This window comes from Carnobacterium sp. 1290_CSPC, assembly GCF_001053265.1.
Classification (GTDB): domain Bacteria; phylum Bacillota; class Bacilli; order Lactobacillales; family Aerococcaceae; genus Aerococcus; species Aerococcus urinaeequi.
On the sequence record NZ_JVVG01000071.1, the window covers coordinates 41,053 to 54,456 of the forward strand.

The window sequence follows — 13,404 nt, forward strand, 5'->3', positions numbered from 1 at the left end:
CAAAAAAGAGAGCAGCCGCTCTCTTTTTTCTTGCTATTTTCCAAATATCAATAGCTGCCATTATAGTAATTCGCCATGACGTTTCACATAGATATGTTTCACGATTTGTACTAATATCAAATACAAAACGACTGTTACGGCTAATAACCCCCAGAAATGGATTGGTAATGCAGCTAAGCCAAGTGCGTGACCTAACCCTGTATAAGGTGCAAATGAACCGATTAAGATACCAATACCTGTAATTGAAAGTACTACTTTTGATGGTCGACTTTGAATAAATGGGATTTTTGGTGTGCGTAAAGTATACAAAACAAGCGTTTGTGTCCATAAGGAAAGCACAAACCAACTAGATTGAAAGATCGCGATAAATAAATCTCGTTGACCTTCGTTTAAGTTTACAAATTGTCCACCAGCAATACTTGGTGCTATAAGGAAAAATGTAACGATAAATGTCGTGACATCAAAAATGGAACTTGTTGGACCAAACCATACCATAAATTTTTGAATGGAAGAAGCTGCCCATTTTTTAGGTAGGTGTAAATATTCTTTATCTATATCGTCCCATGGTAATGACATTGACGCAATTTCATAAATTAAACCTAAGAACAGCAATTGAATAGGTAGCATTGGTAAGAATGGTAAGAAGATACTAGCAATCAGTACTGAGAATACATTCCCAAAGTTAGATGAAGTAGTCGCTTTGATATACTTCATGGTATTACCAAATACTTTTCGTCCTGCTAGAATCCCTTTTTCAAGAATCATTAAGTCTTTTTCTAGCAAAATGATATCTGCTGATTCTTTAGCAATATCCACTGCGTTATCCACAGAAATGCCCACATCAGCTGCTCTTAGTGCTGGCGAATCATTAATCCCGTCACCTAGAAACCCTACCACATGACCATTTTCTCTTAGAATCGTCACTAAAGTTGATTTTTGCGTTGGATTTAATTTTACAAATAAGCTGTGTTTTTCAGCAATTTCTCCTAGCTCTTGATCTGTTTTATCCACTAATTGATCACCTGAAATAATGTGATCTGTAGGAATACCTACTTGCTCAGCTACAGATACCGTCACTAGTTCGTTATCACCTGTCATAATTTTCACATTAACTGCATGATCATTTAAAGCTTTAATAGCTGCCTTAGTCGATGGTTTTGGTGGATCTAGGAAGGCTAAATACCCAATAAGCACCATTTCACTTTCATCTTTTACTGAGAAAGCATCTACAGGACTAGGGTTTGTTTTTTGGGCAACGCCTAGTACACGTAATCCTTGGCTATTTAATTTAGCAACTTGAGCTAATACTTTTTCTCGCACTTGGTCTGTCAACTCAAGTATTTCACTCGCATAGTCCACGTAAGATGATACAGCCAACATTTCTTCGATCGCACCCTTAGTGATCATTTGCGTTTTACCCGCTTGGTCTTCAACCACTACACTCAGTCTTCTACGCTCGAAGTCAAAAGGAATTTCATCTACTTTTGTATAAGCGAGTTTTTCACATGCTAATTCATCTTCACCTGCTTGAATAATCGCTTTATCCATAAGGTTACCTAAACCAGTTTGATAATAGCTATTTAAATAAGCATGGCGTAATACACGTTCACTTTCTTCCCCATCAATATTTAGATGGTGTTGCAGCACAATATTATCTTGTGTTAAGGTACCCGTTTTATCTGTCACTAATACGTCAATAGCACCAAAGTTTTGTATTCCTTGAAGGTTCCGTACAATCGTACCCTCTTTTTTCATATCTTTAGCACCCTTAACTAGGTTTGTTGTCACAATCATTGGTAACATTTCAGGCGTTAAACCTACCGCAATGGAAATACCAAATAGTAAAGCTTGTAACCAATCACCTTTTGTTAAACCGTTAATGAGGATCACAATCACTGCCATCAAACCCATAAAGCAAATTAATAATAGTGACGTCTTTTCAATACCTTCATCAAAACTTGTTTTGATAGGTTCATTGGCAAAGGCATCCGCAATACCACCGAATAATGTATTATTCCCGGTTCTTACCACCACACCTTCACCGACACCGCTCACTACTTCACTTCCAGTAAATACTAGGGTAGCATAATCTGTTTCAGTAGTAGGTTCCTCTATTTCATCCAGTGCGCGTTTCTCAACAGGGTGACTTTCACCTGTTAATGAAGTCTGAGATACGAATAAATCTTTACTGTTTAGTAAACGAATATCCGCTGGAATCATATCCCCAGCTTTTAACCGAACTGAGTCACCGATTACGATATCTTCCGTTCTAATTTCTTGGTACTGACCTTCCCTCTTAACTGCCGATGTCACTTCGACCATAGATTCTAATGCTTCTACAGATTGATTTGAACGGATAGTTTGAATCAAAGACATGGTACCACTTAAGATAATTAACACCACAATAATAATTGGTCCTAGAATTTCCCGTTCAGCAGCTTCTACAAATACATAGTCTGTTAAAAATGAAATCAAAGCTAAACTTAATAATACGAGTGTAAATGGCGTGAAATAAGCCTCAAAGATATAGCGCCATAAACTTTTCTCTGTACCATAATCTATTTCATTATCGCCGTATTCATTTCTAATTTGATTTGCTTCGTTTTCTTTAAATCCGTCTACTTTTACTTTAAAAATTTCTTTTATTTCTAAAATAGGTTTACTAGCTAGTTCAAAGTAACCTAATTTATCTCTGTTATTCATCATTGTATTCAATCCTTTCTTTCACACGATGCTACTTCCTCACATTAGTCTAAACTGTAATCAGCCACCTAATGTTCTGGAAAGGATGCAAAGAAAGTCTTTAACCATTGAATGAATGATAAAAACAACTAAGAAATGATACACCTTTTTACCATAAAAATACCTCCTCATTTTATACCTGTTAAAATGAAGATTTGTCGCAATATAAAAAGCCCCCACTAAAATTAGCGAGAGCCTACTCTAAATATCCACAACAAAAATGGGTATACACCTATTTTTGTTACGTGATCTTTTCGTGGAGTTTTAGCACTATACAACGTAAACATTCCTGTTAGCTACGTTAGAAATTCCTTCTATTCGGATGATCCTGTTATACCCATTGGCGTCTCTGGACGTTTCTGGGCAGTAGCCTGTGTTTGTATAGGAGCCTCTGCCTAACAAATCATATTCTCTTTTCAACACCTATAAGCATACGAACATTAACGGTCATTGTCAAGTCATAGAGAAAGCTTGGATTTGTATCAAGCCTTTGTTAGCTTATATTTACTAGTTAATTTTACGAATTGTTCTACCTGAACCTACCCAGTCAAACCCCTGCACTTGCTAGGAAAAATAGCCAATATTTACTTTTTAACCGTAATTAGCTTTACCCCAATTTTAGGCAATTATATATCTTAAGCTTCCAATTTATATTACCATCCGGATTAAAAAATAGTAGATTTTAAAGTTGGTCATTAAATTATTCAGGTATGTGAGATAGGTTTGCAAGATTGAGCCTAGAACTACCTAGCATGCCTTAACAGTTAAAAAGGGTAACTGACCATATCAGAGTATTTGAGGGTAAGTGTAAACAAGAGACTTTGCGATTCATTTACTAACAATAAAAAAACATGTCCGATTCACCGACTTGGTGGACCAGACATGTTTTATCTTTGTTCAAAATTAGCGTTTATCTAATTCTTCTGTTAATAATTGATTAACAACTTGTGGGTTCGCTTGACCTTTAGTCGCTTTCATAATTTGACCAACTAAGAAACCAGTCGCTTTCTTCTTACCAGCTTTGTAGTCGCCAATTGATTGTTGGTTGTTATCAAGGATTTCAGTAATCAATGGTAATAATTGTGCTGGATCAGACAATTGAACTAACCCTTCAGCTTCAACAACCTCTTTAGCAGAACCACCTTTATCTGCTAAGGCTTTGAATACTTTCTTCGCTTGTTTACTTGAGATGGTTCCATCTTCAATCAAGCCAATCATTTCTGCCAATGATTCAGGTGTTAAACCGATTTGGTCTAAGTCTTTTTCATTGTCGTTCATGTAAGCATTCACTTCACCCATTAACCAGTTAGAAGCTTGTTTCGGATCAGCGCCAGCTTTCACTGCAGCATCAAAGAAATCAGACATTTCTAAGGTTTGTGTTAAGATTTGAGCGTCATATTCAGGTAATTCGTAAGTATCTACATAACGTTTACGACGATCAGCTGGCATTTCTGGTAGGGTCGCTTGAATTTCTTCTAACCAAGCATCAGCTACTGTAAATGGCGGTAGGTCTGGTTCTGGGAAGTAACGATAATCCGCTGCCCCTTCTTTTACACGCATTAATTGTGTTTTACCAGTGTTTTCATCGTAACGACGAGTCGCTTGTTCAATTACGCCACCTGCGTTTAAGACTTGTGCTTGACGTTTTTCTTCGTAAGCAAGACCTTTACGAACATAGTTGAATGAGTTCAAGTTTTTCAATTCGTTTTTCGTACCAAATTCTTTTTGACCGTAAGGACGTAAAGAAATGTTGGCGTCACAACGCATTGACCCTTCTTCCATTTTTACATCAGAAACGCCTGTGAAACGGATGATTTCACGGATTTTTTCTAAGTAAGCATAAGCTTCTTCTGGTGAACGCATGTCAGCTTCAGATACGATTTCTAATAAAGGCGTACCTTGACGGTTCAAGTCAACTAGTGAGTCGCCAGCACCGTGGATGTTTTTACCTGCATCTTCTTCTAAGTGAAGACGTTCGATACGGATTTTTTTCGTTTCGCCGTTTACTTCAATTTCAATCCAACCATTTTCACCAATTGGTTGCCATAACTGTGTTGTTTGGAAGGCTTTTGGATTATCTGGGTAAAAGTAGTTTTTACGGTCGAAGTGTTGTACTGGATTGATTTCACAGTTTAAGGCTAAGGCCGCTTTAATAGCGAATTCAATACCGCGACGGTTCATTTTTGGTAAGACACCAGGGTAACCGAAGTCAATAACGTTTGTATTTGTGTTAGGTTCTGCTCCAAAGTGAGCGGCAGATGGAGAGAACATTTTTGATTCTGTTTTTAATTCGACATGGACTTCAAGTCCAATGACTGTTTCGTAATTCATGCGATTTCCTCCCTCTTACTCTGCTGGATGTTTAGTATAAGCGTCGTTTACTTGTTCAACAGCATAAGCTGCACGGTAAATTTTTTCTTCTTCGAAACGGTTACCGATGATTTGTAAACCAATTGGTAGACCTTTGTCGTCAAAACCAACAGGCATTGATAAACCAGGTAGTCCAGCTAAGTTTACAGGAACTGTTAATAAGTCAGCCATGTACATTTCGATTGGATCGTCATTTTTCTCGCCTAATTTAAATGCTGTACCAGTAGTTACTGGCGAGACGATTAAATCAACTTCAGAGAAGATGTTGTCGAAGGCTTCTTTAATTAACATACGTACTTTAGCAGCTTTCATGAAGTATTCGTCGAAGTTTTCTGATGCGATAGAGAATGTACCTGTCATTAAACGACGTTTAACCTCGTCACCAAAACCTTCAGTTCTTGTATTGACATACAATTCTTCTAGATCATTGAAGTTTTCTGCGCGGTAACCATAGCGGATACCATCATAGCGTTGTAAGTTTGAAGATGCTTCTGCAGAGGCAATGATATAGTAAACTGGAATACCATATTTCAAGTTTTCGAAGCTGATTTCTTTAATAGTTGCACCAGCATTTTCTAATTGCTTGATTGATGCGCGTACTTGTTCTTTCACTTGATCATCAACTGAGTCACCGAAGAACTCTACCGGTACACCAACTGTTAACCCTTGAACGCCATCTTTCATAGAGGCCGCATAGTTAGGCACTTCAATGTTTGCTGAGGTTGAATCATGGTCATCGTAACCAGCAATTGCTTCTAACATAATCGCATTATCTTCAACTGTACGAGTCATTGGCCCAACTTGGTCTAATGAAGAAGCAAAAGAAATAACACCCCAACGTGACACACGACCGTAAGTAGGTTTCATTCCTACAATACCGTTGTATGCCGCAGGTTGACGGATTGAACCACCTGTATCGGTACCTAATGTTGCCATCACTTGGCCAGCTGAAACAGCGGCTGCTGAACCACCTGAAGAACCGCCTGGTACTCGGTCTGTATCAAATGGATTGCGAACTGGGCCGAAATAAGACGTTTCATTTGAACCACCCATGGCGAATTCATCCATGTTTAATTTGGCAATATTAATCGCACCTGCTGCAGCTAATTTTTCAGTAACTGTTGCATCATAAATTGGTACAAAGTCAGCTAGCATTTTAGATGCTGCTGTAGTTGTGACACCGTTTGTTAAGATATTGTCTTTTAATCCAATCGGAATTCCTTGTAATGGTCGGTCAGAGGAGTAACCTTTTTCGTCAGATGCTTTGGCTTTAGCTAAAGCATTTTCTTCGTCTAATGTGATCACAGCGTTAATAACGTCATTGTCTGCTTTAATGCGTCGGATAGCTTCTTCCACTAGTTCAACAGATGTCACTTGGCCTGCTACTAATTTCTCATTTAATGAGCGAATTGTATCTGTAAATTTTTCCATTAAGCGTCGCCTCCATCTGTATCAATAATTGATGGCACTTCGATAAAGCCATCGACTGTTGTTTTGGCGTTGATAAATAATTCATCACGCGTTTGCATTTTCACAACTTTATCTTCGCGCATCACGTTTTCAAAATCGACTGCCCAAAACATAGGCGCTACATCTGTAGTATCGATTTCTTGTAATTCTTCAATCATATTTAAAATATTCCCAAATTCTTCAGTAAAGTGAACGACATCTTCATCTTCAACCTTGAATTTAGCTAATTTAGCAATCCGTTTAACTTCTTCTTCAGAAATTGACATAACGGGTTCCTCCTTCATTCTTCAGCTTAGTTTTCGCCTTATTTTACCTGTTTTATTTTAGCACAAACCGCTCAAGTCAACAATGTAAATTAAGGTTACATGAGTAGCTTTTTTATAATTTTAATCTTCTATCGTTAAAAATCGCTTATAAATGGCAATAGACAAGTTTTTATACTAAAACTTGCCTATCGATTTGCTCATTTTTCCTATTGCTGTCAGCTAGCAAACAGCTGACAACCCCATTTTCAAATAAGAAAAATAGATTGATATGTCACAAAACATCACACATGTTAATCGACTAATACATAGTCAAAGGTGTCTGAATCTTTATTTCTCGTCAATAAGGCGCGTACACCGTCAGCGGTCACTACTTGAATTTGAATCTCAATATTGTTATTGAATACTGAGCTAGCAGTTGAAATTGCTTGCTGAGACAAGGCAATAACTTCACTATAACCATCAAACTGACTATTGATTACAATATTAACGTTTTGCAGTTCGTTATCTTGATAGTATCCTACCCCTGATAAACCTGATAGTTGAGGGTAGAAGGACTGGATTTGGTCACGGAAACGGGTGAAGGATACAGTATCTTCTTCATTTGGTGCATCGTCTACGTCATAAACAACGAAGTCTTGATTATAAGTGGACCAGTCACCGAATGAGTTGCCGCTTGATGAAACGGCATCAGTTGAGAAGGTTCCGCCTCCTAAATCACCAGACTCTTCGTTTTCAAAGATGGCTACATGGATCGGAATGTCTGCGTAAGCTTCGTTTTCACGAATATCAGCGACGATGGTTTCAGCCATTTGCTTCCCTTGTTCGATTCGCTCTTCGGATGTAATTTCTACTTCTTCGCTGTCTGAATCAGAGGCGAAGGTATCTGAATGGTTCATCCCTAAACCGATTGAAATCCCTGCGATATTCCCGTCCTGGTCAACGAAATCGTATTCCATAAGGGTGTTTAAATAGCGGGGTTCAAACCCTTCCAAAGTGGTCGATGCATAACCGGACGGATTTAGGCCATCTGGATTTTCGTCCGATTGGGCTGTTAAGTAAGCCAAGGTCTGATCCTCGCCGATGACTTGTCCTTCTTGGAGCGAGTAGTCTTCAGTGGAAAAAATGTTCTTGGCTAGGTCATACAAACCGCGCTCTAAATTCTCCGCATTGGCTTGTGAAGACGCCCCCGCTGTAATGCCTGAAGCAGAATTGGTTTGGTAAGTGCCGTCACTAATGTATGACGAGTAGTATTCTGTCGACAATTGGCTTGTTTGTTGTTCTTCACTACTAGATGAAGATTGGCTGGCTGAACCCGCTGATTCAGTGGAATCGGCTTGGTCGTTTTGACAGGCTGCTAGGGCCAACGTCGCCACCAATAATATGGATAATGTTTTGAATTTTTTTATTTTCAACACGACATTCCCTTTCTTAACTTGGTATTCTCCCCAATCACAAGTCCGCGTTTTTCTTCTGGCGCTTCAAGAAAAGTCGTTTCAACTTTTCAAGCCCGATAGGATGACTGTAGTCCGTCTAAAGAAGCTATTTCGAAACGCACTTCATAGAGTCTATTATATTATAACTTGTCAACCATGTCTTGTTCAGAAAATACAGTAACGCCTAAGTTTTCTGCTTTGGCCAATTTTGACCCTGCATCTTCCCCGGCAACTAGGATATCCGTCTTCTTAGAAACGGACCCTGTAACGTTACCACCTAAGGCTTCGATAGCTTTCTTAGCTTCCGGTCTTGTGTACTGAGATAATTTCCCAGTTAGGACGATTGTTTTGCCGGCCCAGAAGGAATCGATGGCTTCAACTTCTGCTTTAACCGGCCCCTTGTACTGCATGTTGACGCCATTTTCCACTAGGGCCTCAATGGTTTCGCGCGCGCCGTCTGTGGCAAAAAAGGCAACCACGGAATCCGCGATGGTTTCACCAATCCCTTCAATACTGGTTAAATCGGAGATTTCCTTGGTCATAATTTCTTGCATGCTTGGGTACACTTCAGCGATCTGACGAGCTGCTTTAGCACCAACATGACGAATGCCTAAACCAAATAATAAGCGCTCTAGGGAATTTTCTTTAGAATCTTCTATTGCTTGGATAATCTTATCTGACGCCTTATCACCAATTTTATCTAAGGCCATCAATTGGTCTTTCTTGACTTGGTATAAGTCTGCTGGACTATGGACATTGGCCTTGTCATACATTTGTTCTAGGACAGATGGGCCAACACCGGTAATATTCATAGCGTTTCGAGACACGAAATGGTACAACTTCTCTTTTGCTTGGGCTGGACAAGCTGGGTTCACACATCTCAAGGCCACTTCATCCTCTAAATGGACTAGGTCGCTATGGCAAACCGGACAAGTCGTTGGTTTTGGATACGGCGTTGAATCTTCAGGTCGCTTGTCTAAAACAACCGTCACCACTTCTGGAATAATATCCCCCGCCTTATGGATGACCACTGTATCATTTAGGCGGATATCTTTAGCTTCAATCAAGTCCATATTGTGGAGGCTAGCCCGTTGAACGGTTGACCCGTCTAATAAAACTGGTTCCATAATGGCAGTTGGGGTCACTACACCTGTACGCCCAACCGTCCACTCGATATCATGGATGGTCGTTTCCACTTCTTCGGCTTGGAATTTGTAGGCAATCGCCCATTTGGGTGCCTTAACCGTATAGCCTAAAGTTTCTTGGTCACTAAAATCGTCTACCTTGATAACAATCCCATCAATACCGTAAGACAATTCGTGACGTTTAGCAGTCATTTCTTCAATGTAGGCTTGAATTTCTTCGAAAGTTTCACACACTCTGGTTAGCGGGTTTACACGCAAGCCATAGTCTGGGAAATGTTGGAACAAGTCTTGTTGGCTCTTGATCGGTAATTGATCAGAAAAGACCCCAGAGTATAAGAAAATATTCAAATTACGACTGGCTGTGACTTTTGAATCCAATTGACGGATTGACCCAGCAGCTGAATTCCGCGGGTTAGCGAAAGTTGGCAATCCTGCTTCTTCACGTTTTTCATTTAAGGCCAAAAAGGCATCTTTAGGCATGTAGATTTCGCCGCGCACCTCGATATCAATATCTTGACGAAGTTTCATAGGGACTGATTTAATGGTACGAACATTGTTGGTAATATCTTCCCCAACAACACCATCCCCCCGGGTGGCTGCTCTGACATAACGGCCATTTTCATATTGAATAGCTACTGATAAACCATCAATTTTCAACTCACATACAAAGCGTATATGGTCGCCAACATTTTTCTTTGCATCTGCTACAAATTTAGCTACTTCTTCAAAATTAAAGGCATTACCTAGTGACATCATCGGTTGTGAATGGGTTACCTTAGTAAAGGCTTCGGACACAGCGTCCCCCACCCGTTGCGTTGGCGATTCAGCTTGAATGAAAGTTGGGTACTTGGCTTCTAAATCCTGTAACTCACGGTAAAGTTTGTCGTATTCGGTATCCGAAATCGTTGGATTATCTAAGGCATAGTATTGGTAGGCATAGTCATTCAAGAGATGGGTTAAGGCTTCAATACGCGCAACATCAATACTTTGTTGGTTATCCTTTGTCATCGTTCAATCTCCTTTTATTCCATGATGTATATTTTAAGCTTGTTTCTCAATTGGGGCGAAGGCAGATAATAGACGCTTGATTCCTTGATTAGGGAAAGCGATATCTAACTCTTGGTCATTGCCAGTACCTGAAATCTTGACAACTGTCCCAACACCCCATTTTTTGTGGACGGCTTTATCGCCGATAGCCCAGGTTACTGGACCATCTACTGTTTTAATATCTTTATTAGCGGTAACTGGGTCAAATACTGACCGTTTCGCTTCTTTCTTGCGTTCATAGTAAGACTTGGCATTGGCTCTTTCATAGGTATTGGACGCTCGTTTACGTTTGCTGGCATAATCTGCCGCAAAAGTTGCGCCTGAGCCAAATCCTGAGCCGGATGAAGATGATGAACCGAAACCTGATGAGCTGCTGCTACCAAATGGTAAGTCTGATGGACTGCCGCCAGATGGTTGGAAAATAGACCGCTCATTTTCGCTGTCGTCTAATAATTCGTCATCAATTTCTGCGATAAATCGCGAAACTGGGTTGGACTGGTATTTCCCGTAAAGCAAGCGCGACAATGAATTGGTTAAGTATAGTTTCTCTTCCGCTCGGGTAATGCCTACATAAGCAAGTCGTCGTTCCTCTTCAAGTTCCGACTCCTCCTTAGCTGCTCGGGCTAGTGGGAACATGCCTTCTTCCATCCCAATAATGAAAACAATTGGGAACTCAAGTCCTTTAGCCGCATGTAAGGTCATCAAGGTCAATTCCCCTTGTTGGTCAATTTCTTGGTTGTCTAAATCTGATACCAATGATAAATCCGTGATAAAGCCCATCAAGGCATCATCTTCAGCCGGATTGTTGTCAATCACACCATCAAGTTCTGCTTGAATCCCTTCAAGGTCGAATAAATTGAAGGTACCATCTGGATTGAGTGGGTTATTGCCCGGATTCACGTCACTTTGGTTGAGGTTGGCTTCTTGTAATTCTGTCGGCCGGTCTGCTTCTTCTTGGGCCGCAATTTGCGCTGCTTGTTCGCGGTCTTCTTGCTCAGCTTCCCAACGTTTGTCGAACTCTTGGGTTACCGAAATGAACTCGTGAATATTGTCGATGCGGGCGTCAGCTTCAAGTGTTTTTTGATTTTCCAAGTCCTTTAAGTAGCCGGTTTGCGCTAAAATTTCCTCGACTAAGTCTTGGATGGCTAAGAATTCGCGTTGCGTTTGGAGATTGGCCATCATTTTGCCGAAAGCCTTTAAATTCGTAGCACCTTTACCAGTGATTGGTGAATGGTCGACTAGGGTTGCCGCCTGTAAAAGGGAAATCCCTTGCTGGCTGGCGAATGTGTTTAATTTATCTAGGGTTCCTGGTCCAATACCACGTTTAGGCACGTTGATAATACGCGTAAATGATAGGTTATCAGACGGATTGGCCAGTAGACGTAGGTAAGCTAGAATGTCTTTAATTTCCTTGCGGTCGTAGAATTTTAGACCGCCAACGATCCGGTAAGGCATGTTGGCCTTGACCAAATTCTCCTCCATTACACGGGACTGGGCATTGGTTCTATACAGAATGGCAATGTCACCGTAACGCTTGTTTTGATCTTTGATAGCATCTTTAATTTTACCGATGACATAGTTGGACTCATCACGCTCATTTTGCGCCCGGTAATAAGAAATCAATTCACCCTGGTTATTATCAGTCCAAAGGGTCTTATCCTTACGATAGGTGTTTTTATTGATGACATTATTGGCCGCTTGCAAGATATTTTTAGTAGACCGATAATTTTGTTCCAATAGGATAGTGGTTGATTTTGGATAATCCTTTTCGAAGTTCAAGATATTTTCCATATTGGCACCACGCCAACCATAAATAGACTGGTCAGCATCCCCTACTACACACACATTATGGAAGTACCCTCCTAGGTGTTTGACCAATTTATATTGGGCTTCGTTGGTATCTTGATATTCATCCACATGGATATAGTGAAATTTTTGTTGGTAGTATTTCAGAATATCTGGCTGTTGGTCAAATAATTTAACGGTATACATAATTAAATCGTCGAAGTCGAAAGATTGCGCTGCTTGAAGACCTTTCTGGTAGCGTTCATATACATCTGCCACTACATCTTCTATATATCCAGAATAATTTTGACGGTAGTCATCTGGTAGCATTAAGTTATTCTTCGCATCAGAAATACGCCCTAGCAGCATTTTATGAGAGAATTTATCCTTATCTAAGTTTAATTCTTTAATAATACGTTTGATAAGGGTTTGTTGTTCTGATGGATCAGCTATGGTAAAGGACCTTGTAAAACCAATTGCCTCAGCTTCTCTTCTTAAAATACGTACACACATAGCGTGAAAAGTGGATACCCACATATCATTGGCATCCGGGCCTACTAGAGCTGAAACTCGTTCTTTCATTTCCTTAGCGGCCTTGTTGGTAAATGTAATCGCCAAAATATTCCAAGGATTCACATCTTTTTCACTTAAAATATAGGCCATGCGGTGAGTCAAAACACGTGTTTTCCCACTACCAGCACCAGCCATAATTAATAGCGGCCCTTCGGTATGCTCAACAGCTTCCTTTTGTCGATCATTAAGCCCCTTCGTAAATTGATTCAATGCCATCATTAGGCCACCTTCCCGTATAGTTTCATTGATAAGGATACCATTTATAGAACACCTGTTCAACGAAAACAAGGTGCGACACAAACCGGTAGAAATGAACCGTTGGAAGATTAGTGTAGTGACTGACGCAGTCAGTTGCAAACTAATCTGAAACGCAGTCATTTCTGGTTTGTGGAGCCCGATTAAACAAGGTGTGAGCGAGACCGTTCAGCTCAACAACGCTGGAGGACTAATGCAGTGGCTGATGCAATCAGCTGCAAGTTAGTCTGAATTGGACTTGAGCTGGTCGAGCGAACCCGATTATAGGATGTGATTCAGAGCGCTAAGGCAGGAGACTTCTAACACATTTGAGCGAGT

At 40.2% G+C, this 13,404-nt stretch carries 7 protein-coding genes and 1 riboswitch; all 7 genes read right to left on the reverse strand.

Annotated elements, in window-relative coordinates:
- Positions 1 to 60: 60 nt before the first annotated feature.
- Positions 61 to 2,706 (reverse strand): magnesium-translocating P-type ATPase, encoded by a 2,646-nt coding sequence (mgtA, locus tag AC973_RS06395; RefSeq protein WP_107069906.1) that lies wholly within the window; start codon positions 2,704 to 2,706, stop codon positions 61 to 63.
- Positions 2,707 to 2,984: 278 nt separating this feature from the next.
- Positions 2,985 to 3,152: riboswitch (M-box (ykoK) riboswitch) on the reverse strand.
- A gap of 493 nt (positions 3,153 to 3,645) precedes the next feature.
- Entirely contained in the window at positions 3,646 to 5,073 is a 1,428-nt protein-coding gene (gene gatB / locus AC973_RS06400; RefSeq protein ID WP_048728816.1) for an Asp-tRNA(Asn)/Glu-tRNA(Gln) amidotransferase subunit GatB, read from the reverse strand.
- Between the two features lie 15 nt (positions 5,074 to 5,088).
- Positions 5,089 to 6,543, reverse strand: coding sequence for an Asp-tRNA(Asn)/Glu-tRNA(Gln) amidotransferase subunit GatA (gene gatA, locus AC973_RS06405; RefSeq protein ID WP_048728820.1), 1,455 nt, complete (start codon positions 6,541 to 6,543; stop codon positions 5,089 to 5,091).
- A complete protein-coding gene (gene gatC / locus AC973_RS06410) occupies positions 6,543 to 6,848 on the reverse strand; it encodes an Asp-tRNA(Asn)/Glu-tRNA(Gln) amidotransferase subunit GatC (protein ID WP_016897919.1) in 306 nt (101 codons plus the stop codon). Before gatC ends, gatA begins: the two co-directional genes overlap by 1 nt.
- 290 nt (positions 6,849 to 7,138) lie before the next feature.
- On the reverse strand, positions 7,139 to 8,263 hold the full coding sequence (locus AC973_RS06415) for a CamS family sex pheromone protein (RefSeq protein WP_048728821.1): 1,125 nt from the start codon (positions 8,261 to 8,263) through the stop codon (positions 7,139 to 7,141).
- 158 nt (positions 8,264 to 8,421) lie between these two features.
- Positions 8,422 to 10,434, reverse strand: coding sequence for an NAD-dependent DNA ligase LigA (gene ligA / locus AC973_RS06420; RefSeq protein WP_048728824.1), 2,013 nt, complete (start codon positions 10,432 to 10,434; stop codon positions 8,422 to 8,424).
- A gap of 33 nt (positions 10,435 to 10,467) precedes the next feature.
- Entirely contained in the window at positions 10,468 to 13,050 is a 2,583-nt protein-coding gene (locus AC973_RS06425) for a UvrD-helicase domain-containing protein (protein ID WP_318278574.1), read from the reverse strand.
- Between the last annotated feature and the right edge of the window lie 354 nt (positions 13,051 to 13,404).

Bases quoted from the DNA above. Each gene is read 5' to 3' on its own strand.
- mgtA (WP_107069906.1), bottom strand. From the start codon at position 2,706: ATGATGAATAACAGAGATAAATTAGGTTACTTTGAACTAGCTAGTAAA.
- gatB (WP_048728816.1), bottom strand. From the start codon at position 5,073: ATGAATTACGAAACAGTCATTGGACTTGAAGTCCATGTCGAATTAAAA.
- gatA (WP_048728820.1), bottom strand. From the start codon at position 6,543: ATGGAAAAATTTACAGATACAATTCGCTCATTAAATGAGAAATTAGTA.
- gatC (WP_016897919.1), bottom strand. From the start codon at position 6,848: ATGTCAATTTCTGAAGAAGAAGTTAAACGGATTGCTAAATTAGCTAAA.
- ligA (WP_048728824.1), bottom strand. From the start codon at position 10,434: ATGACAAAGGATAACCAACAAAGTATTGATGTTGCGCGTATTGAAGCC.
- AC973_RS06425 (WP_318278574.1), bottom strand. From the start codon at position 13,050: ATGATGGCATTGAATCAATTTACGAAGGGGCTTAATGATCGACAAAAG.